This is a genomic window from Gabonia massiliensis (assembly GCF_001403595.1).
GTDB classification, from domain to species: Bacteria; Bacteroidota; Bacteroidia; order Bacteroidales; family Coprobacteraceae; genus Coprobacter; species Coprobacter secundus.
This window is the reverse complement of record NZ_LN877939.1, coordinates 335,239-358,986: the sequence shown is the minus strand read 5'-3', so window position 1 is coordinate 358,986 and position 23,748 is coordinate 335,239. Positions and strand designations below refer to the sequence as shown.

The 23,748-nt window shown below is 35.8% G+C and carries 17 protein-coding genes and 1 other RNA gene; 4 read left to right on the top strand and 14 right to left on the bottom strand.

The genetic code is table 11. The annotated features are described in order from the left end of the window. Positions 1-745: 745 nt before the first annotated feature. The 4 genes from BN2628_RS06365 to BN2628_RS06350 form a co-directional block, all read right to left on the bottom strand. The gene (locus tag BN2628_RS06365; RefSeq protein WP_044230180.1) at positions 746-1,930 is read right to left on the bottom strand and encodes a class I SAM-dependent rRNA methyltransferase; all 1,185 of its coding nucleotides are present in this window, start codon (positions 1,928-1,930) and stop codon (positions 746-748) included. 29 nt (positions 1,931-1,959) lie between these two features. Next, positions 1,960-3,282, bottom strand: a complete 1,323-nt coding sequence (gene rseP / locus BN2628_RS06360) for an RIP metalloprotease RseP (RefSeq protein WP_044230182.1) — start codon at positions 3,280-3,282, stop codon at positions 1,960-1,962. 13 nt (positions 3,283-3,295) lie between these two features. Further along, a complete protein-coding gene (locus BN2628_RS06355; protein WP_044230183.1) occupies positions 3,296-4,453 on the bottom strand; it encodes a 1-deoxy-D-xylulose-5-phosphate reductoisomerase in 1,158 nt (385 codons plus the stop codon). Positions 4,454-4,609: 156 nt separating this feature from the next. Beyond that, positions 4,610-5,479: a murein hydrolase activator EnvC family protein gene (locus tag BN2628_RS06350; protein WP_044230184.1), complete on the bottom strand. Its 870-nt coding sequence runs from the start codon at positions 5,477-5,479 to the stop codon at positions 4,610-4,612. Positions 5,480-5,677: 198 nt separating this feature from the next. Here BN2628_RS06350 and BN2628_RS06345 point away from each other — a divergent pair, with 198 nt between their 5' ends. Together BN2628_RS06345 and BN2628_RS06340 are read left to right on the top strand one after the other, a co-directional pair. Further along, on the top strand, positions 5,678-7,630 hold the full coding sequence (locus BN2628_RS06345; protein ID WP_044230185.1) for a glycoside hydrolase family 97 protein: 1,953 nt from the start codon (positions 5,678-5,680) through the stop codon (positions 7,628-7,630). Positions 7,631-8,085: 455 nt separating this feature from the next. Then, positions 8,086-9,276, top strand: coding sequence for an OmpA family protein (locus BN2628_RS06340; RefSeq protein ID WP_044230186.1), 1,191 nt, complete (start codon positions 8,086-8,088; stop codon positions 9,274-9,276). A gap of 83 nt (positions 9,277-9,359) precedes the next feature. On the opposite strand, the gene BN2628_RS06335 is transcribed toward BN2628_RS06340, so the two are convergent. The 9 genes from BN2628_RS06335 to BN2628_RS06295 form a co-directional block, all read right to left on the bottom strand. Continuing rightward, a complete protein-coding gene (locus BN2628_RS06335) occupies positions 9,360-10,202 on the bottom strand; it encodes a hypothetical protein (RefSeq protein ID WP_044230187.1) in 843 nt (280 codons plus the stop codon). A 255-nt stretch (positions 10,203-10,457) separates the two neighbouring features. Continuing rightward, positions 10,458-10,889: a hypothetical protein gene (locus tag BN2628_RS06330; protein WP_052431592.1), complete on the bottom strand. Its 432-nt coding sequence runs from the start codon at positions 10,887-10,889 to the stop codon at positions 10,458-10,460. A gap of 119 nt (positions 10,890-11,008) precedes the next feature. Beyond that, a complete protein-coding gene (leuB, locus tag BN2628_RS06325) occupies positions 11,009-12,085 on the bottom strand; it encodes a 3-isopropylmalate dehydrogenase (RefSeq protein ID WP_044230188.1) in 1,077 nt (358 codons plus the stop codon). A 34-nt stretch (positions 12,086-12,119) separates the two neighbouring features. After that, positions 12,120-13,622, bottom strand: a complete 1,503-nt coding sequence (locus tag BN2628_RS06320) for an alpha-isopropylmalate synthase regulatory domain-containing protein (RefSeq protein ID WP_044230292.1) — start codon at positions 13,620-13,622, stop codon at positions 12,120-12,122. Between the two features lie 117 nt (positions 13,623-13,739). Beyond that, on the bottom strand, positions 13,740-14,330 hold the full coding sequence (gene leuD / locus BN2628_RS06315) for a 3-isopropylmalate dehydratase small subunit (RefSeq protein WP_044230189.1): 591 nt from the start codon (positions 14,328-14,330) through the stop codon (positions 13,740-13,742). Between the two features lie 30 nt (positions 14,331-14,360). Then, positions 14,361-15,755 (bottom strand): 3-isopropylmalate dehydratase large subunit, encoded by a 1,395-nt coding sequence (leuC, locus tag BN2628_RS06310; protein ID WP_055096545.1) that lies wholly within the window; start codon positions 15,753-15,755, stop codon positions 14,361-14,363. Between the two features lie 100 nt (positions 15,756-15,855). Beyond that, positions 15,856-17,352, bottom strand: coding sequence for a 2-isopropylmalate synthase (locus BN2628_RS06305; RefSeq protein WP_044230191.1), 1,497 nt, complete (start codon positions 17,350-17,352; stop codon positions 15,856-15,858). A 524-nt stretch (positions 17,353-17,876) separates the two neighbouring features. Next, positions 17,877-18,737 (bottom strand): sigma-70 family RNA polymerase sigma factor, encoded by an 861-nt coding sequence (locus BN2628_RS06300; RefSeq protein WP_044230192.1) that lies wholly within the window; start codon positions 18,735-18,737, stop codon positions 17,877-17,879. A gap of 257 nt (positions 18,738-18,994) precedes the next feature. After that, positions 18,995-20,506, bottom strand: a complete 1,512-nt coding sequence (locus tag BN2628_RS06295; RefSeq protein ID WP_021931558.1) for a Do family serine endopeptidase — start codon at positions 20,504-20,506, stop codon at positions 18,995-18,997. A 789-nt stretch (positions 20,507-21,295) separates the two neighbouring features. On the opposite strand from BN2628_RS06295, the gene rnpB reads away from it, so the two are divergent. Both rnpB and BN2628_RS06290 read left to right on the top strand, forming a co-directional pair. Further along, positions 21,296-21,651: RNase P RNA component class A (rnpB, locus tag BN2628_RS10075), an RNA gene on the top strand. A gap of 152 nt (positions 21,652-21,803) precedes the next feature. Then, positions 21,804-23,174: a YihY/virulence factor BrkB family protein gene (locus BN2628_RS06290; RefSeq protein ID WP_021931560.1), complete on the top strand. Its 1,371-nt coding sequence runs from the start codon at positions 21,804-21,806 to the stop codon at positions 23,172-23,174. Between the two features lie 58 nt (positions 23,175-23,232). Here BN2628_RS06290 and BN2628_RS06285 read toward each other — a convergent pair whose 3' ends face one another. Then, positions 23,233-23,697: a TspO/MBR family protein gene (locus BN2628_RS06285; RefSeq protein ID WP_021931561.1), complete on the bottom strand. Its 465-nt coding sequence runs from the start codon at positions 23,695-23,697 to the stop codon at positions 23,233-23,235. Positions 23,698-23,748 lie beyond the last annotated feature (51 nt).

Here is a 23,748-nt window from a genome sequence, read left to right as displayed (position 1 = left end):
TTCCGAAAGAAGGTGTTTTATAGAACTTTATTAAATTGACGAATCTGTTCGATGAGAATAAGGGTGTAGCTTTTCTTCTGTATATTTGCAAAGATAAGCTTTTCTGTGAATATATTGATGGTATATAGAAATGGTTGGTTCTTTTTTGTTTAAAATGATTCCTGATTGTTGGTATATATGATTTATCTATATAAAAGTATAAGCAAAAAAAATGGTTGTCTCACGACAACCAATCTTCGTTAACCTTAAATCTAATACCATGAAAAACACATTGCAAATGTAGAGATAGTTTGTGGTTTGTGCAAATGATTGCACTGTTTTTATCTATATATTAGTTATATTTAACATTTTGATGTGCTGTTTTTTTTGAGGATTTAAGGTAATCAGTTAATTTATAATTGGTTATTTATTCTTTGTTGTGAAATTATTGTTGTTGTATTACAATGTCGGATTACATGAAAAATGAGAAATACACTGTTTAGTTTTAGGAAAAATTTTGTTTGACGATTTATTTTTGAGGAAACAAATTTCGGAAAAGTAAAAATTATTTGAGAAAGACGTTGTTAGGAGATTTAAGATTTAGGAGTCATTGGTATGGTTCTATCATTGGAATTACCTTGTTTGATTATGAGTGGAGAGGTATTTCAGAATGCTTTTAAGAAGTTTTATGTTGGAGAGGTTTGTGTATAAATAGAGCAAAAGACTATCTGATTCCTCTCAGTACAGTCTCTTGCTTTGTCTTTATCTATTCTACGTATAAAACTAATCCTTTAAGATATTCTCCTTCTGGATGATAAATATTTACAGGATGATCGGCAGGTTGGGTTAATTGATGAATAATGCGAACACGTCTTCCCGATTGGGCTGCTGCGCTAAAAACAGCCAGTCTAAAGTTTTCTTTCGATACTACTTGAGAACATGAGAAAGTAAATATTATGCCTCCAGGTTTTATTTTTTCAAAAGCCTTTGCATTTAATTTTCGATATCCTTGTAATGCATTATGCAGAACTTTCCGATGTTTGGCAAATGCTGGAGGATCGAGAATTATGAGGTCATATTGATCTCCCATCTGGTCGAGAAATTTGAATGCATCTTCAGCGAAAGCTTTATGCCGAGTATCTCCAGGGAAATTTAATTCTACGTTTTTACATGTCAAATCTATTGCCTTAGCCGAACTGTCCACCGAGTGTACCAGTTTTGCTCCTCCCCGCATTGCATAAAATGAAAATCCTCCAGTATAACAGAACATATTTAATACGGACCGTCCTTTAGAATAGCGTTCGAGAAGTGCCCTATTTTCTCGTTGATCTACAAAAAAACCGGTTTTTTGTCCCTTCAGCCAATCTACATGAAATTTGAGTCCATATTCAATAGCAATATTTCCGGCTTCTCCTCCGATTAGATATTCATTCTCTGGGTCAAGTTGTGCTTTATAGGGCAAAGTTGTTTCAGATTTGTAATATACATTTTTTATATGGTTACCCAAAACTTGTATAATGGCATCAGCAAGTATGTGTCTTGCATAGTGCATACCGGGAGAATGGGCTTGCATAACAGCCGTTTGGTCGTAGATATCGATAATAAGACCGGGAAGATTGTCTCCTTCTCCATGAACAAGTCTGAAAGTGTTGTTGTAATCTCTGTCAGTGAGCCCTATACTTTTACGTAATTCATAAGCTGTCATTAATCTGTTCTTAAAAAAGTCAAGATCGATTGTAGTGGGTTCGAATGATAATACTCTGACTGCAATGCTTCCAATCTGGTAATGCCCTAAGGCAATAAAATTCCCTTTATTATCTGTTACTTCAACGATATCCCCTTCTTCGGGCTGTTTTTCGAAGCGCTGAATAGCTCCCGAAAATACCCAAGGATGAAACCTTTGTAAGGATTCTTCTTTCCCGGGTTTTAAGTATATTTTGCTATATGTCATATGTAAAATCTGTGTGTTTCATCGGTTCTTTATTTGAAAAAGAATCGAAATATATCATTTCCATTGGCAAAAATCAATAGAGCAAATAAGAATGCCATACCGGCCATTTGAGCATATTCCATGAACTTTTCGTTTGGTTGTCTTCGTGTAATTACTTCATACAAAAGGAAAAGCACATGACCTCCATCTAATGCTGGAATGGGCAATATGTTCATAAACGCTAAAATGATTGAGAGGAATGCCGTCATACTCCAAAATGCTTCCCAATCCCAAACTGGGGGGAAGATACTACCTATAGCTCCAAATCCTCCTAAGTTGCTGGCTCCTTCTTTCGTAAATACATATTTCATATCACTGACGTATCCTTTTAAGGTATTGATACCTTTTTCAATCCCTTTTGGAAAAGATTCCCAAAATCCATAATGGATAGTGACTAACGGATATATGTCAGTAATTGGGGTTAAGGCAATACCCAATTTACCATTTTTATCTACTTGCACAGGCAAGGTCATTTCTTTTCCGGAACGGTAGAAAGTTACATTTACATTTTTCCCTTTTACGCTATCCAAAGCTTTAGTAAGTGTTATAAAATCAGGAACGGGGGTTCCATTAATATTTGTCAAACTATCGCCTGGTTGTATTCCAGCGAGAGCGGCTCCTTGTCCGGGAGAAGCTTCTTTGACGACGATTGGAAATCTGAAGGAGGCAAATTTCTCGTTTTTGTCGATTAATTGTAGCATAAAATTTTCGGGCATGTTTATCTCTACGATTTTTCCATCGCGCTCCACTTTTATTATTTTGGCTTCTGCCATTGCTCGTACAGTTTCTCCCGTTAATGTTTCTAACGGTTTTCCATCAGCTTCTAAGGGAATGTCTCCATCCTTAAACCCGGCCTGATGTGCTACTTCGCTGTAATTGAGTCCGGCTTTTGCATTTTTAAATGGGAGATAGCTATCACCCCAAGTGAATGTAATCATTGAATAAATGAGTAGAGCCAGGATGAAATTAAATAGTACTCCGGCAATCATGACCATAAGACGTTGTCCGGCAGGTTTTGACCGGAACTCCCATGGTTGGGCAGGTTTTGCCATTTGTTCTTTGTCCATTGACTCATCTATCATGCCGGCTATTTTTACATAGCCGCCCAAAGGTAACCATCCGATACCATACTCTGTTTCACTGTTTTTGGGCTTAAATTTGAAAAGGGTAAACCAAGGGTTGAAGAAAAGATAAAATTTTTCTACTCGTATTTTGTATAACCGTGCAAAAATAAAATGCCCGAATTCATGGACAATAACCAGGATAGATAGGCTTAAAATTAATTGCAAAGCTTTGATAAGAAATGTCTCCATCTGTTATAAGTTATTATAAATTTTTGATTAGTTCTTTTGCTTGTATACGACTTTCTTTGTCTGTATTAACGTAGTCTTCGTAAGTCGGATTTTTTATGAAGAACATCTTTTCCATCGTCTTCATGATGAGGGATGTGATTTCTATAAATCCGATTTTTTCATGTAGAAAAGCTGCGACAGCTACCTCGTTTGCAGCATTTAATATGCATGGCATATTTCCCCCTGTTTGCATAGCATGATAAGCGTATGACAAAAGAGGAAATTTTTCTGTATCAGGGCACTCAAATGTTAGATGATGATAATCTTCGATTTTAAGTTTATGACTGGAATTCTTCAATCGATTCGGATAAGAAAAAGCATAGCTTATGGGCAATTTCATATCAGGAGTTCCTAACTGAGCTTTGATAGCTCCGTCTTCGAACTGGATCATTGAGTGTACAATAGATTGGGGGTGTACAACAACTTCAATTTGCTCAGGTTTCACATCAAAGAGCCATTTGGCTTCGATTACTTCAAAGCCTTTGTTCATCATAGTGGCTGAGTCTATTGTTATTTTGTTCCCCATTTTCCAACGGGGATGCTGCAATGCGTCTTTTAGTTTTACAGATTTCATCTGTTCCTGTGTATATGTCCTGAATGGACCACCAGATGCTGTAAGTATAATTTTTTCTATCGGATTGTGTATCTCTCCTGCTAAACATTGGAAAATAGCTGAATGCTCAGAATCGACAGGGATTACAGCTGTTTTATGTTCGAGTGCCAGTTTATTGATAAGTTCTCCTGCCACAACTAATGTTTCTTTGTTAGCCAATGCTATAGTTTTGCCGGCTTTAATGGCTTGTATAGTAGGATATAAACCGGAATAACCAACCATAGCGGTGAGAACCATATCTATGGGTTCTGACTCTACTATTTGGGCAATGGCTTCCTGTCCGGCATATACTTTTACAGGTATGTCTGCTAATGCTTCGGTTAATTTTTTATAGTGTTTTTCGTTAGCAATAATTACTGCTTCAGGCTCAAATCGTCGGGCCTGTTCGATAAGTAAATCAACATTATTATTTGCTGTTAGGGCATATATTTCAAACAAATCAGGATTTTCCGAAACGATTTCTAAAGCTTGAGTTCCTATAGATCCGGTCGATCCTAATATCGCAAGTTGCTTCTTCATATTTACAGTTTTCCAAAAAGTAAGGCAAAGATATAAATTATCTCTCTTTAAATAGTGATAACTATGTAAAATCGGCTTTTAGTTTTTTTATTTTAAGAAGTGAGGGTTAAATAATTTGAATAATTTTCTTTTTTACTCATTTTATGCAAAACCAATTCAAAAAACAATATAATCAGCTGGATCCAATGGTTGTCCCATATACCAAAGTTGAAATTCTATGGATGTGTTTTCGGTAGATATTCTGTCATTGTAATTGTCTACAACTGCAATTTTTTCACCTCCAGTTACTTTATCTCCTACTTTTTTTAATAAACCTCCGGTGTATTTGTATATAGAAATAAAATTGTTCCCATGTTGGACCGCAATTATATAACCTTGTTCTAATGTATAGTTGGCTACAATAATAGTCCCATCGAGAACAGAAGAGACAGCTGCGTTTTTTGAAGTTCGTATATCGATACCGTAATGTCCCCGTTTGGGGTTAAAATTGTTGACGACCTGTCCTTTGGCTGGAGGGTAGAATATGAATCCGTCTGTAGGTATATTATCGTGAAATACATTTAATCGATATTTTTCATCTTTTTCGTATTTTTCTATAAACTCGGAGGTCGTTTCAGAACGGTTCAGAAATGAATCTTTAGGGAAAGTCAGCAAAGAATCTTTTATTTGTTCTATGGAGTCATGCCGAATATTCCCGGTTAAGATACGATTTAAATTTTGCAGGTAATGATCTTTTATTTCAAGTTCTTTTGATAGTGAGTCTATGCGCAAAGCATTATCCATAATTTTTGCACGAGCATCTCTTTTAAGATATCCTGGGAGAAAGTTCTTTAAAGGGGTTCCTGCTATTAAATAAGTTGCTGCCATGAATATGATGATAACAAGTGCAGTAAAAAACATGAATGCCCCTAAACGGGATAATCTGAAAGTCCATACCTCTTCTAATGTATTTTCGTTGAAAAACGAAAGTTTATATTTAGAACGCATTTTTTTCCAAAAGATGCGTGATTTATTTTTTTTATGCATATTACGTCTTTCTGAAGTCTATACACTGCAATATTACAAATTAATTATGACAATAACAAAAACGATGATTTTGTAAATAAAAGAGAACGTTGTATTTGTCGAGACTTTGTGTTGAGTATTTGAAAATATATTTGTATTTTTATGCGTCGACAAAATTGATGAAGTTGTTTTTTATTTGTCTAATTTATAATTGAAACCATGAAGCGATTTATTCTATTATGTGTGGTATTTTTTTCATTTTGTAGTGTCGGAATGTATGGTAAAAATGTTGAGCTGAAATCTCCTGACGGGTCATTGATCGTAGATATTCAGTTGAAAGACAAGATTTATTATTCCATTTATGCCGGAAGTGAGTTGTTATTGAAAGATTGTTCTATGTCTTTGGATTTGAAGGATGAAGTCTTGGGACGGTCGCCAAAGTTGCGGAATATAAAGAGAAATAGTGTAGATGAAACTGTAAAACGGGAAATTCCCTTGAAAAATGCCGAAGTGCGTAATCATTATAATGTTTTGCGGATGGATATGGCCGGAGATTATTCTGTAGAGTTCAGGGCGTACGATAATGGTGTGGCCTATCGTTTCATTACGAACAAAAAAGGAAAAAGAGAAGTTTTGGATGAAGAGTATTCTATAAATTTCCCCGATTCTTATTTGGCACATCTTTCGCAAACGGAAAGTTTCAAAACATCATGCGAAGTCCCTTATACCCATGTAAAGACGACCGAGTATAAAAATGTTGACCAGATGAGCTATTTCCCGGTTTTGCTGGAGACGAACAATGGATACAATATATTGATTTCGGAAGCTGATTTGTACGATTATCCTTGCATGTTTATAAAAAGTTCCGGGAATAATGGTTTTCGGTCGGTATTCCCAAAATGTCCTTTGGAGTTTGGAGAAGATGGGGATCGCAGTGTTAAAATATTGAGAGAAGCTGATTATATAGCAAAAACATCCGGGTCTCGAAATTTTCCTTGGCGTTTCTTTGTAATTTCTAACGATGTTCGGGATATTGTATCCAATGAAATGGTTTATAACCTTTCTTCTCCTTGTGAATTGGTTGATTATAGTTGGATAAAACCGGGACAGGTGAGTTGGGAATGGTGGAGTGGTGCTACACCGTATGGACCCGATGTAAATTTTGTTTCTGGTTATAACTTAGATACCTATAAATATTTTATCGATTTCGCAGCCCGGTATGGTATTCCGTATATATTGATGGATGAGGGATGGGCATTGAGTACACAGGATCCTTACACTCCCAATCCGCAAGTAAATGTGCATGAAATTGTTCGTTATGGAAAAGAAAAAGGAGTTGGTGTGCTGTTATGGCTTACTTGGCTTACGGTAGAAAAGCATTTCGATCTTTTTAAAACATTTTCGGAATGGGGTATCTCCGGTATAAAAATAGATTTTATGGATCGGAGCGACCAGTGGATGGTTAATTTTTACGAAAGGGTAGTGAAAGCTGCTGCCGAAAATCACTTGGTAATAGATTTTCACGGAGCCTTTAAACCTGCGGGCTTAGAACGTAGGTATCCTAATCTGTTGTCGTACGAGGGAGTACGAGGTATGGAATATATGGGAAATTGCATTCCGGAAAATAGTTTGTATTTTCCATTTATAAGAAATGCAGTAGGGCCGATGGATTATACGCCGGGGGCGATGATAAGCATGCAGCCCGAATCGTATAAAGCTGAGCGTCCTAATGCGGCGAGTATCGGAACAAGAGCTTATCAATTAGCTTTATATGTCGTTTTTGAAAGTGCGATTCAGATGTTGGCTGATAATCCTACTCTGTATTATCGCAATCAGGACTGTACTGAGTTTATAACAAGTGTGCCGGTTACGTGGGATAAGACGGAGGTTTTGGATGCTAAAGTTGGAGAATATGTTGTTATTGCTCGAAATAAGAACGGGAAATGGTATGTCGGTGCGATTTGTAATGGAAAAGAGACTCGACGTGAATTGACAATCGATTTTAGTTTTCTGAAAGGAAGCAAAGAATATCGGATGACGTCTTTTGAAGACGGAATCAATGCTGGTAACCAAGCGATGGATTATCGAAAGAAAGAAAGTATCGTTAAATCTGGAGACAAGATAAAGATAGAGCTGGCTCGAAATGGAGGATGGGCAGCTGTTCTTGAGTAAAAAAAATTATAAAATCAGTGGGTATATGTGGATGTCAAAATTGAATTAATGATTGAATTTTTGATATAAGAAAGTTTGATTGGATTATGAGCTGGGTCTTGAAAGTTTTTAATTTGATTTTCAAGACCCAGTTTGTGTCTTTATTTTTCCAAAAATGATATATAGGAATAAGTGTAATAGTTTTATCGATTTATTGTACATTATTATATTCTGTTTTCTGAAAAAAACATATAATTTACTAAATGGCTTTTCTTTTGACTATCCGAACTTTAAGTTCTGTCGGTGAATGTTTTCATGATATTTTTATCTTATCGTTTTGAACAGAATGACGACGCGAGTTGTTTTACCATCAAAAGAAATAAAAATGGAGTGTTTGTATTGTAAATAGGGCCTTTTTTACTCTATCAGGAAACAATTACAAACACATAATAAATGTAAACTAAATTGTCAAAAAGATGAAAACAAAACATGTTCTTTACTCGATGGCGTTGGCCTTGGTAGCTTCCTGGGCGTTTGTCGAAAGTGGAGCAGCTCAAGTAGCTGTGGTTGAAGAGGAGGTGACGGTTGCAGAGATGTTGCCCGGTAAAACTCATTATTATGCAAATAAAGTGGGAGATAATTGGTACATATCTCTTGGTGCAGGAGCTCAGACTTTCCTTACCGAACATAAAGGGAATGTGCAGTATACTTTAGCAATGAATTTTGCTTTAGGCAAATGGATTACTCCATATTTGGGAGTTCGTATTAGTGCAATGGGCGGAGCTCTTCATCCGTTATGGCCAGATAAAGAACATATGAATCATTTTCGCTATGCTGCGGTTTACGGTGATTTGATGTGGGATTTGACGAATGCCTTAGGTGGTTATAATGAAAAACGTGTAGTTTCGGTTATACCGTTTGCTGGTGTTGGAGCTGCGTTAGCATTCAAAAATCCGATTAATGACCATAGGACGTATGGCTTACCTGTATCAGCTGGTATAAAACTGAATTTCCGTTTATCTCATTATGTTGACTTTTTCTTAGAAGGTCGGGCAAATGCTATGGGTGATCATTTTAACGGAGTAGTACAAGGAAAACAAGTGGAATCTATTGTATCGGCTATCGGTGGTTTGACTGTAAAATTTGGAAAGGACCGTTTCAACGCATTTGATCCTTATGGAGAAAGAGTTGTTATTAATGATTTGAATAATAAAGTAAATGATTTACGTTCGAGATTACAAGATTGTGAATCTCGCGAATGTCCTCCTTGTCCAGAGGTTGTTGTTGCAGAGGAAGTTATCCCTGTTCCAGAACCTGTTTCAAATTGTGATGCTGATTTGACTTCAGTAGTTCGCTTTACAATAAATAGTGCAGTGGTTTCTCCTGAAGAGATGGTCAACGTTTATAATATAGCTGAGTGGATGAAGAAAAATCCGGATTGTAACGTTACTGTAATTGGATATGCTGATAAAGAAACTGGTACTCCAGCATATAATAAAGAGTTGAGTAAGAAGCGTGCTGACGCTGTTGTGAAAATTTTGACAGGTAAATATGGCATCAAGGCCAATCGTATCCAGATGATAGGGAATGGTAGTGATTCTCAACCTTATCCTAACAATAATAACTGGAATCGTATTGTGGTGTTTAGTGGAAAAGCTGCTAAATAATATTCTCGATTCGAAATCAAAAATGAGATGTCGTTATTATAAAAGGAGAACGGCATCTCATTTTTTGTTAGAAGAAATTATAGTTAGAAAATGCGTCCAACTAATTTTAAGGAAATCATGGGATAAATCGTTATTTTATCCATTATATCTGTAATACCGGAAGAACTGAGTTCGTCATTCAGTAAATCATTTACACTGGCTATGCTGCTGACAATTTTGGGTTTACCGTGAAACATGACACCCATCTCAAATTGGCATCCAATTCTTTTACGGGGTACCGAACGCCCAAATCCAAGCCCTACATAAGGTTTTATACTATTTATTTTGATTGCAGCATCTACATTGCCTAATTCATTGGCTTGGATAGAGTAATCTCCTAATGCAATACCTGTTTCAAAATCTACTCCTGTTTGTTGAGAATATTTGTTTAAAATCTCAGATACTTCGGTTACTTGTTGTGGCATCTTTCCGGTGACAGATACTAATTTACTCTTTCCGATATATAATCCTGCTACAAAATGAAAAGAGGCTTTTCGAAATGGGTATATATCTACTAATATTTTTCCATTCAATAGACCTAATTTTGCTTTTAGATTAGCTTCTGTATCCAATTCGGAAGAATTCGTTGGCAATCCGTTTTGTTTTAATTCGTTTTTGATATTAGGATATTGATTGACGATATTATCCATTTCTGAACTGGCGAAATCAATATCAAATCCTGTGGAATAGGAGTAAGGAAACATAGCGATACCGGCTCTTAATGCGAAATGTGGATGTAATGGAACAGCGACATCAAGGCCTATACCTGTTGTTCCGGCTTCCAATCCTACAGCTAAGTGTTCGAATGCTTTCATATCTCGTTGTGCGAATGAAATAGTTGTACAGCAAGATAGGAGTAAACAAATAAGAATAATCTGTTTTTTCATTTTATCATTTAATAATTAAATATATAAATAAATTGTAAATTATATTTTATATAACAAAAGTACAGAATCATGGTTTAAAAACAAAAATAAAGGGAGAAATATATATATATTTTATTTATATAAATATCTCATAAAGCGAAAATAGAGTATATTTATATATTGTTTATCAATATGTTAATTGAAGTAATGAAAACTGTTGTAATAAATATTTTATTATATTTCCAGTGTATTAATATTTTGTTTGAATAGTCTTTTTTAGAATCTTCCCATGTTATAAAATGTTACAAAATCTGGGCCGAATCTACCGGATAATGTACTGAAATCAAGTCGTAATTGGTCAAAATAGGTTTCGGCCCCATCTCTATAACGCCATATAAGGGCATCATAGTAATAACTGTTCCATCTCCATTCAAAGGGAAATGTTTCTATTTGGGTGCGGTCGGGATAGACTGTACGTAAGGTTTCTTCTCCATAACCATCCGCCCAGAAACGGAGTTCTTGTGTTACTGTAAATCCTTGGTTGTTTCTAAATGTATCGGACCATATTTTATAACAAAGCATATCAGTAGCCTCTCCTGGATGTCTTGGTCTATCGTCGCCCCATTCTATTTCACAGGCTTGTAAGTTAACAATGGTCAGTAGTATAAATATCCATTTGGTATATATAGAAAATTCTGTTTTTTCCATTTTTATATATTTATAATATTAAGACAAAAAAACAGTCCAAAAGTTTAATATTTGGACTGTTTTTAAAATAAATATAATGATATTTATTTAGACAAATGAGTTTAGAAGGAATGGGAAAGTCATAATTGATAATTGCTGATATAATTTGTTATCCATTCTCCGACCTCAGAAGTAGAGTATGTTTTACCATCTTTGGTTAGGTCTTCAGTAACGATACCCGCTTCTATGGAGGCGTCAACAGCTTTGCGTATCAATTTTCCTTCATTGGGCAGATTGAAAGCATATTCAAACATTAGGGCAGCGGATAATATGGTAGCAATGGGATTAGCTATATTTTTCCCCGCAGCTTGAGGATAGGAGCCATGGATAGGTTCGAAGACGGAAGTATGTATACCTACCGATGCAGAAGGGAGCATTCCTAATGAACCGGTGATGACAGAAGCTTCGTCAGTGAGAATATCTCCAAACATATTTTCTGTAACGACTACATCAAAACGTCCTGGCCATTGTATCAATTGCATGGCAGCGTTGTCTACAAACATGTATTCAGTGGTTACTTCAGGATATTGCTTTTCTATTTTTTGAGCAACTTCTCTCCATAATCGAGAAGTACATAAGACGTTTGCTTTGTCTACCACTGTAAGCTTTTTCTTTCTCTGCATAGCATATTTATATGCTAAATGAACGATACGTTCAATCTCTTCACGGGTATATACACATGTATCATACGCTGTGTTATTGTCTTCACTCCTACCTTGAGGACGTCCGAAATAGATGCCTCCAGTAAGTTCTCGTATGCACATCAGGTCAGTTCCTTTTACAATATCAGTACGTAAAGGAGATTTATGTATCAATGATTCGAATGTGGTTACGGGACGTATATTAGCGTACAATCCTAATTTTTTTCGCATACTTAACAACCCTTGTTCAGGACGAATTTTTGCTGATGGGTTATTATCATATTTAGGGGAGCCTATTGCCCCGAACAAAACTGCGTCCGATTGCATACAGAGTTCGTGAGTTTCGTCAGGGTAGGGGTTCCCACATTCATCGATAGCACATGCCCCGACCAGAGCTTGCTTGTATGTCAGTTCATGTCCGAATTTTTTACATATGGCTTTAGTTACATTCAGAGCTTGAGCAACAATTTCGGGCCCTATCCCATCTCCAGGGAGTACAGCGATGTTCATTTTCATAATAAGTAAATTTTAATATAAATATTTTTTGTTATTACATACTTTCAATTTGATTCAGCATTTTAATAGTCGCCTGTATAGCTGCTTCAGTTTGGTCGGCATCGAGCCCTCGGGTTTTGAATGTGTGCCCGTTATGATTCCATGTGATAACTGTCTGTACAAGTGCGTCTGTTCGTCCGCCAGGAGGAATGTCTACCATATAGTTTGTCAGCATAGGAAACGGTTGTTTCAGTTGTATTTTATAAATCTTTCGTAGAGCTTTTACAAAAGCATCAAATTGTCCGTCACCTATAGATGTCTCTTCATATTGAATACCATGTATTTCCATTTTAATGACAGCGACAGGTCTTAGACCTTGAGCCAGAGCTAAAGAATAATTAAGTACCCGTATTGGTTGGTCTTTGTCATTGTGCTTCAATACGTCTGAAATTATATATGGAAGATCATCTTGAGTTACTAATTCTTTTTTGTCACCGAGAGCTATAATTCGTTCCGTAACTTTTCGCATCGATTCATCATCCAATTCTATTCCCAGAACTTCCAGATTTTTACGAATATTGGCTTTTCCTGATGTTTTCCCCAATGCATATTCCCGAGTGCGACCGAATCTTTCGGGAAGTAGATCATTAAAATATAGGTTGTTTTTGCTATCTCCGTCGGCGTGGACTCCGGCGCATTGAGTAAAGACGTATTCACCGATGACCGGTTTATTGGAAGGTATGCGGATACCGGAGTAAGATTCTACGACACGGCTTACTTGATTTACTTTAGTTTCATCGATATGGGTTTTTTGTTTTAGCTGGTCATGTAATACGGCTAATACACTTGATAAAGGTGCATTACCGGCACGTTCTCCAAGACCATTGATGGTACAGTGGATACCTTTTATACCAGCTTTTACTGCCGATAAGACATTGGCAACTGCCAAATCGTAATCATTATGAGCATGAAAGTCAAAATGGATATCAGGATATTGTTGGCATATATTGTTGCAGAATTCGAAAGTTTGATATGGATTCAATATACCTAATGTATCAGGTAACATGAATCTTTTTATTGGTTCATCTTGTAGACTATTGATAAGATGGAAGACATAATCGGGAGATTGTATCATACCATTAGACCAGTCTTCCAGATAGATATTGATATCAATGTCATTCTTTCGAGCTTTTTCTATTGTTGATTTTATATCAGATATATGTTCTTGTGGAGTTTTACGTAATTGTTGTTCGCAATGTTTTTTAGAACCTTTACAAAGTAAATTCACTATCTTTCCTCCAGCTTGTTTAATCCATCTAATAGAGATTCCTTCATCGATGAATCCTAAGATTTCTATTTTGTTTGAGTGATTGCGTCTTTCTGCCCATTCACAGACTCGCTTTACAGATTCGAATTCACCTTCTGATACTCGGGCCGATGCTATTTCGATTCGGTCGACTTTCAGTTCTTCAAGTAGAAGTCTGGCGATACTCAGTTTTTCTTGAGCTGCAAAAGAAACTCCCGAGGTTTGTTCTCCATCACGAAGAGTGGTATCCATTATTTCTATCGACATACTTATATTTTATTTGTCAGTTTAAGAAAATTTATATATTTCTCTCTATTGAATAAGTCTGATATATATCCAATTTTTAATAGGAGATAGTGATAGAAAATGTTATATTTTATTTTTTTCCCAAGCTTCAATTTTATCTTTCTGGCTCAGCAGGTAATCAATATCATCGAATCCGTTAAGTAAACAATTCTTTTTGTAAGGATTTATATCGAATGTCTCTATAGCCTTATTTGCATTGTTAACGATAGTTTGTTTTTCCAGATTTATAGTTACGGTCGTTTGTGGGTTTTCTCGGATGGCCGCAAACAAATCGGCAAGGAATGATTCGGATACTACGACTGGAAGCACACAATTGTTCAATGCATTGTTTTTGAAGATGTCAGCAAAAAAACTGGATACAACGACTTTAAATCCGTAACCGGCTACAGCCCAGGCTGCATGTTCTCGACTCGATCCACTACCGAAATTTTTTCCGGCCACAAGTATAGAGCCAGTATATGTTGGATCATTTAGAACAAAACTTTTTATTAAATTACCTTCTTTATCGTATCTCCAGTCGCGAAAGAGATTATCTCCAAAACCTTCACGGGTAGTCGCTTTGAGAAAACGGGCTGGAATTATCTGGTCTGTATCTACATTTTCCATAGGTAATGGGATACAAGTTGATGTTAAAGTTTCAAATTTATCTGTCATGATTATTATAGATTAAACATTCTGAATCAATTATAAAAAGTCTCTTGGATCTGTTATTTCTCCGGTGATAGCTGCTGCTGCTGCAACAAGAGGGCCTGCGAGAATTGTTCGAGCTCCTGGACCTTGTCTGCCTTCGAAATTTCGATTTGATGTAGATACCGCATATTTCTCGGCAGGTACTTTGTCGTCATTCATAGCGAGGCAGGCAGAACATCCGGGTTGGCGTAGTTCGAACCCCGCATCATTCAGTATCTTATCTAAACCTTCATTCCGGATTTGTTTTTCTACTTTCCAAGAACCAGGAACGAGCCAAGCGGTTACACATTCAGCTTTTTTCTTTCCTTTAACGAACTGAGCAAAAGCTCTGAAATCTTCAATTCTTCCATTTGTACAACTACCTAAAAATATGTAATCTATTTTTTTCCCGATTAATTTTTCTCCCGGTTTGAATCCCATATAATCCAATGATTTGCAAAAAGATATTTTTCCGGCTTCATCAATCTCTTCAAGAGAGGGAATTGTATCTTGTATACCCATGCCCATACCGGGGTTAGTCCCATATGTAATACGAGGTTCTATTTCTTCGGCATTGAAATATATTTCTTTATCAAATATTGCTCCATCATCGCTTTTTAGCTCTTTCCACTGGGCAATAGCTTTATCCCATTCTTCTCCTTTAGGTGCGTATTCCCTACCTTTTACATAAGCAAAGGTTGTCTCGTCTGGAGCAATCATTCCTCCACGCGCTCCCATTTCTATACTTAGATTACATACTGTCATCCTCTCTTCCATACTTAAAGATCGGATAGTTTCTCCGGCAAATTCTACGAAATATCCAGTAGCACCACCAGTTGTCATTCTTGCAATGACAAACAAAGCGATGTCTTTAGCTGTCACACCTTTTTTCAATTTGCCATCAATTGTGATACGCATTTTTTTCGGCTTTGGTTGTAAAATACATTGTGAAGCCAAAACCATTTCAACTTCGCTGGTTCCTATTCCGAACGCTACGGCACCAAATGCTCCATGTGTAGATGTATGACTGTCACCACAGACAATAGTCATTCCCGGTTGTGTGAGTCCGTTTTCAGGACCAATAACATGAATGATACCATTTTTTTCATGTCCCAAACCGAAAAGTGTCAATCCAAACTCCTGTGCATTTTTGGTCAATTCCTCAACTTGTTTTCGTGAGATAGGGTCTTGTATCGGTTTATCCTGATTTAAAGTCGGAATATTATGGTCGGGTGAGCAAGTTGTTTTTTCTGGACGGAATACTTTTAGATTTCGTTCTCGGAGGCTGTTGAATGCCTGAGGACTAGTTACCTCGTGGCAGTAATGCCTGTCGATGTATAGTTGTGTCGGACCGCCTTCTACTGTTGATACTACGTGAGCATCCCAAATTTTGTCAAATAATGTTTTCATTGGATATATGTTCTTTTAATCATTTGATAAAACGTATTCTTTAAATTCTTCCAATTTAAGAATAATTTTTAATAGATTTAGAATCTGCTTATGATATTTGTTAGATGATGAATTTGTTGATAGCATCTATAAAAGCTTCTACCGAAGCTGCTACAATATCGGTATTGGCTGAAAATCCGTAGTAGTGAGCTCCTTCGTAAGAAACAGTGATGTGTACTTTACCTACATCATCACTTCCTTTGGTAATGGCTTGTATGAGAAATTCTTGTACAGTCATTTTACGATGAATAATTTGTTTTACGGCATTAATTGCAGCATCGACTGGTCCATTGCCTGAGGCCGCAGCTTCGAATTTTTCTCCGGCAATATCAAGACAAATACTGGCTACCGGGCGTACACCGACACCGGAAGTTACTTGTAGATACTCTAAACGGATGCGGGCATTCGCAGAACGCTCTTTTCCGACTAACATCAGTACATCGTCGTCATTGATATCTTTTTTCCGGTCAGCTAACTTTAAGAAATCTTCGTATGCTTTGTCCAGCTTTTCTTTATCTAATTCTACCCCTAATATATGTAACCGATGTTTTAGTGCTGCTCGTCCACTACGAGCTGTCAGTACGATAGAATTTTCATCTATACCAACATCTTTAGGATCTATGATTTCATAGCTTTCCCGATTTTTCAATACACCATCTTGATGTATTCCTGAAGAATGGGCGAATGCGTTTCTTCCGACAATTGCTTTATTGGGTTGTACAGGCATATTCATCAGGCTTGAAACCATACGGCTGATACCATAGATTTTTTGGGTATTTATATTTGTTACGATATTTGTTTCGTGATGACTTTTAAAAATCATAGCTACTTCTTCAAGTGAAGTATTTCCTGCTCGCTCACCTATACCATTAATAGTTACTTCTGCTTGTCGGGCTCCATTCATAATACCCGAAATAGTGTTGGCTGTAGCCATACCCAAATCGTTATGACAATGCGTGGCAATTACGACATTGTCTATTCCCTTTACATTTTCTTTAAGGAATTTAATTTTTCGGCCGAATTCATCGGGCAGGCAATATCCAGTGGTATCAGGAATATTGACAACGGTAGCTCCTGCTTTGATTACAGCTTCTATCACACGTGCTAAGTATTCATTATCGGTACGGCCTGCGTCTTCAGCATAAAACTGTACATCTTCCACAAACTTTTTGGCATATTTTACGGCAGCAACAGCTCGTTCAATAATTTCTTCCCTAGTAGAATTAAATTTGTATTTTATGTGATAGTCAGAGGTACCGATACCAGTATGTATTCTTTTATGTTTGGCATATTCAAGAGCATCGGCAGCAACTTTTATGTCATTTTCTACAGCGCGTGTCAATGCGCAAATTGTAGGCCATGTAACAGCTTTTGAGATTTCGACAACTGATTTGAAATCGCCTGGACTGGATACAGGAAATCCCGCTTCAATAACGTCTACGCCCAATCCTTCTAACGCTTTTGCTACCTGGATTTTCTCGACTGTGTTCAATTGGCAGCCTGGTACTTGTTCTCCGTCTCGTAAAGTAGTATCGAAAATAAATAATCTGTCACTCATTTGTATTTAATTTTATTTTGTTATTGTCATAAAAAAACCTTTCTGCACATGGTGTGAGAAAGGTTTGCATTTTTCTTTTATTGATTTCCCTTTTATAAAAGGTTTGTACCCGCTCACATCCTTTCGGTAAATCCCGATAGAATAATAATATTTAGACCGAGTAGTAGATCAATAAAGTGTCTCATTTTTTATAATGATAAAGTATTGTTTGTTTTATTTTGATTGCAAATATATAGATAGTTTTTTAATCTCAAAATAAAAATGATACTTTTTTATGATAAAAAATTATATCTTGTAAGATAATAACTTCTATTTTATATTAAATTGTAAGTATTCAGTCTCCTTTTGTATTCATTATCAATTTTTTATGGAGGGAGGTAAAGTTTATTGTAATAATGTAGACGTTTTTCTATTTTTTTCTTTATTCGATAGTGTACTTATGCAAATTCAGTACTATGGGCTAAAAAGTCAAAAATAAAAAAGCACCTATACTTAGGTGCTTTTTTTGATAATCTCATTTGCAATTATCCCAAATACGTTTTTAGCAATTTGCTACGAGAACTTTGTCTTAATCTCCTAATGGCTTTTTCTTTAATCTGGCGTACGCGCTCTCTTGTAAGGCCGAATTTATCGCCGATTTCTTCCAGTGTCATTTCCTGACATCCAATACCGAAAAACATTTTGATAATATCACTTTCTCTTTCGGTCAGTGTAGCAAGAGCTCTGTCAATTTCTTTAGCAAGAGACTCGTTAATAAGTGAACGGTCGGCGATTGGGGAATCGTCGTTAACCAATACATCCAACAGACTATTATCTTCTCCTTCGACAAATGGGGCATCTACCGAAATATGACGGCCGGATACTTTCATTGTGTCAGAGATTTTATCTACGGGGATGTCCAACTCGTCAGCAAGCTCTTCTGGTGATGGTCGACGTTCATTTTCCTGCTCAAATTTAGAAAAGGCTTTACTTATTTTGTTTAGTGAGCCTACTTGGTTCAGCGGTAAACGAACGATGCGGGACTGTTCTGCCAAGGCTTGAAGAATTGATTGACGAATCCACCACACCGCATAAGAAATAAACTTAAAACCTCTGGTTTCATCAAATTTTTCAGCAGCTTTAATTAGTCCTAAATTCCCTTCGTTGATAAGATCGGGAAGACTCAATCCTTGATTTTGGTACTGTTTAGCTACTGATACAACGAAACGTAAATTTGCTCGAGTCAGCTTTTCCAAAGCAACTCGGTCGCCTTTCTTAATACGCTGGGCAAGTTCAACCTCTTCCTCAACTGTAATCAAGTCTTCGCGTCCGATTTCCTGAAGATACTTGTCAAGAGAAGCACTTTCCCTGTTGGTAATTGATTTTGTAATCTTTAATTGTCTCATTTTGCAAAATGAAAATTTGGAGTGCAAATATAACGCTTTTTTACCAATATTCAATCCTTATACCATATAAATATATAGTAAGTAGAATATAAATTATATTCGTTTTTAGCGCTTATAGGTACAACACTTATAATAACGATTTGTTTCTGATTTTATTGTGTTATAGCCATTCTTATGATTTGATAAAAGCACAACCTTTTGTCTAATTATAACCAGAAGGTTGTGCTTTGTTATTGTTCTTTATATCTTCGTGCAAATTATTCAGTCAAATCAACGGCATAATATCCGGTTTTACCGTTGGGATAAATACCTGTGATAAACATTACTTTATCCCTATTGTTCCCTTTCATAATACTGTTGAATATATCTTCGACATCGCTTACAGATGATACAGGGGTATTGTTGATGCGGAGAATAATAAATCCATTTCTTATTCCGGCAGCTTGGAATTTACCGGCTTTAATACCGTCAACTTGTACACCATAACGGATATTCAATTCTTGACGTGTCTTGTCTTTCAATTCTTTGAAGGCTGCCCCTAAAGAATCTATACCAACAGCTTTACTTACAGTTGTATTGCCTTGGCTATTTTTCAACGTAACTTCAATGTCTTTTGTTTGTTTATTATGCACGATAGTTACTTTGATCTTGTCACCGGGACGATAGCGGTTGACCTGTTCTTGTAGTTCGGCAACATTTTTAATTTTGACGCCATTAATAGCTTTGATGATGTCACCCTTCTTTATTCCTGCTTCCATAGCAGCACTACGTTCGTTTACTTCTTCTACATATGCACCGTCCTGTACATCAATATCTTTTTCTTTTGCCAATTCGGAGTTTATAGGACGTATAGCAATACCTAAAACAGCTCTTTGTACAGTTCCATATTGTTTTAAATCGGTAATTACTTTACTTACAATACTTGTAGGGATAGCGAATGAATATCCTGAATAGGCTCCTGTTTCGGAATATATAGCAGTATTGATTCCAACTAATTCACCGTTAGTATTAACTAATGCTCCGCCACTGTTTCCTGGATTTACTGCAGCATCAGTTTGGATAAATGATTCGAGCCCCATAGTGTGGTTTTTACTATTACTTGAAATGATCCCTAAGGAGCGGGCTTTAGCACTTACAATACCGGCTGTTACAGTGGAAGTTAGTTGGAAGGGATTACCTACAGCTAACACCCATTCCCCTACCTTCAATTTATCAGAGTCTCCAAAAGTAATGATAGGAAGGTCTTTAGCCTCTATTTTTAATAGTGCAAGGTCTGTAGATGGATCTGTTCCTATGACTTTTGCATTAAAAGACCGTTTGTCATTCAGGGTTACTTCTAATATATCAGCACCGTCTATTACATGATTATTGGTTACGATATATCCGTCAGTCGAGATAATGACTCCCGATCCCATACCGACACGTGGTTGGGGTTGCATATTACCATTACCTCTTTGTCCAAAAAAGAATTCAAAGAAAGGATCTGGCATCATACCTTGTTGTTGAGCTTTTGTGTTTGTTGTCGATTTTATACTTACTACAGCATTTACTGTACTTTCTGCTGCTTTTGTAAAATCTGTTTCTACAGCTGGAGCATGCGAGGTCATCGAATACCCTACTGGTCTGGCAAAAACGGATTCGTTTTCAATACTACTGCTATTTCTTATTGATTTTGATGCATTTAGTAATGAATAAGCACCGATTGAGATGCCCGAACTAATAAGAGCAACAAGAGCGAAACTTAATAGTTTTTTTCTGTAATCTTCCATAATTCTGTTTTATTCAAATGTTAAATTAATGTTCGTTTTAAATATTTCAGTCGTTAAATTTAATACAATATTCGTGCGTTTATTCTATACTGTCATGAATTTTATAAACTTTTAATAGCACACATACCGACTTAACAGCACTTAACGCAAATATGATTGGAGACCCGACAAAGTTGCTGTGTTTTACTGACATAAAGTCTGCATTTATAATTAACAGTATCGAATAATTGACAGATTATTGTTTATTTGATTGTGTTGTAAGGATTCAAAAATGAATACATAATGAGATGAACTGAAATGCTCTTATATTTATAGAATATATTAAGTTGGAATATGGAGAAAAATATATATTTATGTCTGTATTTTTTATTTTTAGATTAGTTGGATTGATATTAAATGATAATGGTGTGCTATTTTATAGATTTTGTCAGACAGTGAATATATATTTTTCATTATAGACCTGATTTATATTAATTGAGTAGAAATAATGTAGAGGGTTACGTTTAAAATTCTATTTCTTCTTTTTTCGAGAATTGATTAGAGATGTAAGATGATATTATTACATGTCAAAATATTTGATTATTTATAATTTGTTACTGCAGTAAGGATTATAGGGTGGTACTCCAAAACTGATTGTTTGGTAGAAGTTGATGCAGAAAAATTTTTTGATAAGATATTGTTCCCGTTATATTTTAATATAAAAGTATATTTGTATTAGGCTTAAAGTTAATCAGATTCCGATACTAATGTTTGCATAAGCCGAGCTGAAGGTGTATCTTTGTACAAAATACAGTAGGACAATCTGTCGCTTATGTTTTTTACATATGAGGAAAGTCCGGGCAACACAGAGCACCATATTTCTTAACGGGAAGCTATCCGTGAGGGTAGAGTAATGTAACAGAAAATAACCGCCTTTAAAAAAGGTAAGGGTGAAAAGGTGAGGTAAGAGCTTACCGGTTTTTATGGTAACATAAAGAGCCGTACATCTTATGGGTTGTAAGGTTATGTATACCGACGTTGTAGGGCTGCTCGTCCGATGTCGGGGGGTAAACCGCTAGAGCTTTATGGTAACATAAAGTCAAGATAAATGACAGATTCCTTTTGAAATGAAGGTACAGAACCCGGCTTATCGGCCTACTGTATTTTTTCTATAAAAAAAGATGTCAGAAGATACAAAATAAGGTATTATTTGTTTTAAAGGATATGCGTTTGTTTCTTTATTTAGAAAGGAAATAAAGATAATGACGATATATATAAATGGGTTACTGTAATCTTTCCTTAATTAATGGTTAGAAAAATGGCAAAGATATCAATCATAGAGCGTTTAAAACAATATTTTCATTGGGGACTTAAATTTGTACTCGAAGATATGTGGCGTATTACAGAGAATGAAGTGTCGGGTACTCGCCAGAGATTGATTAATTTGGTTAAAACTATCTATATATCGATACGCCGTTTTATTGAAGATGATCTTATGTCAAAAGCTTCGGCTTTGACATATAGTACATTATTGGCTGTAGTTCCGGCTTTAGCCTTGATTTTTGCAATAGCGAAGGGTTTTGGATTTCAAAATATCATACAAAGCCAGTTGTTTGATTACATTCCAGCACAAAAAGAAGCCTTGTCTCATGTCCTTACATTTGTGGATGCTTATCTTAATCAGGCCCAAAGTGGAGTTTTTGTAGGAATAGGATTGATTTTTTTGTTTTGGACGGTAATAAGTTTGATGGGAAATGTTGAAAATGTTCTAAATGATATATGGCAAGTAAAGAAAAACCGTTCATTTTATAGAAAGATTACCGATTATACCTCAATGTTTGTTATTTTGCCTATTTTGATGATTGCTTCCAGTGGTTTGTCTATTTTTGTTTCGTCAGGCATAAACAATAGTGTCTATCTCAATTTTATTAGTCCTTTGGTTCGTAACCTTTTATCTTTTGCTCCTTATTTTCTTACATGCCTTCTTTTTACAGGTATATATATACTGGTTCCTAATACGAAAGTAAAATTTTTGAATGCATTTGTTGCAGGTATTATATGTGGAACCGCTTTTCAGATTTTTCAATATGTATATATTAGTGGACAAATTTGGGTATCTAAGTATAATGCTATTTATGGGAGTTTTGCATTCCTTCCGTTATTTCTTTTGTGGATGCAACTTTCTTGGCTTATTTGTTTGTTTGGGGCAGTATTGTCTTTTTCGGCCCAAAATATTCAGAATTATAATTTTGAAAGCGATACTAAAAATATAAGCCGTAGATATAAAGATTTTTTTTCTATACTGATTGCGTCTGTAGTGGTTAAGCGATTTGAAAGTGGAAAAAGTCCTCTTACCAGTGAAGAAATATCTAATTTATATCATATACCCATTAAACTTACAGGGCAAATATTATATCTTTTGGTTAAGATAAATATTCTGATAGAAACAGCTACTGATGATGAACGAGTTTTAGCTTATCAGCCGGCAATGGATATAAATCGGATAACAGTTGGATTATTGTTGTCCCGTATTGATCGATTAGGGTCTGAAAATTTTAAGATTGATCAAGATTATCTCTATCATGACCAGTGGGAATCCCTGATACACTCAAGGGAAGAAATGTACAAAGTTGCTGATCATATTTTATTAAAGAATATGAATTTGAATGAACCGTTGCCGTTAAAGTAATGTTGGCGGAATATTTTTAGGCAAATGGTGGGAGGCTTATTCTTGACTTTATATTTAATTAGTTGTACCAAAAGATATAAAGATTTAGGTAAGTTGCAAAAATTAGCCATAGTATGTACGGAAAAAATAAAGCGGAACTGATTTTGTTTATTTTAAAGCTTTTGCAAGTATAATATATAACAGCAATATCAAGTATTATAATGTTTGCTAAGCCCCATAGAGGGTTGCGTAGATAGAAGAATAGGATACTCCATGAAAAATTGAAAAATAATTGAATGATAAATAACCATATCATATTCTTTTTTTCAGAAGATTTTGAACTAATGATTAGTCCGATCGAAAGTCCCATGCATATATAAAGGAATGTCCAAGCTATAGGGAAGACGATATTCGGAGGTGTTAGCGAAGGTTTATTTAAATGGGGGTACCATTCGTGTATCGACGTTGATTGAAAAAAATTTGCTGTTAATCCCACCAGAAAACAAATAAATATGGGAATGAGAATATTGGCTAACTTTTTCATAATATTGTTTTTCTGTAATAACAGAAATACTGTTTAGTTTGTTTTTACAAA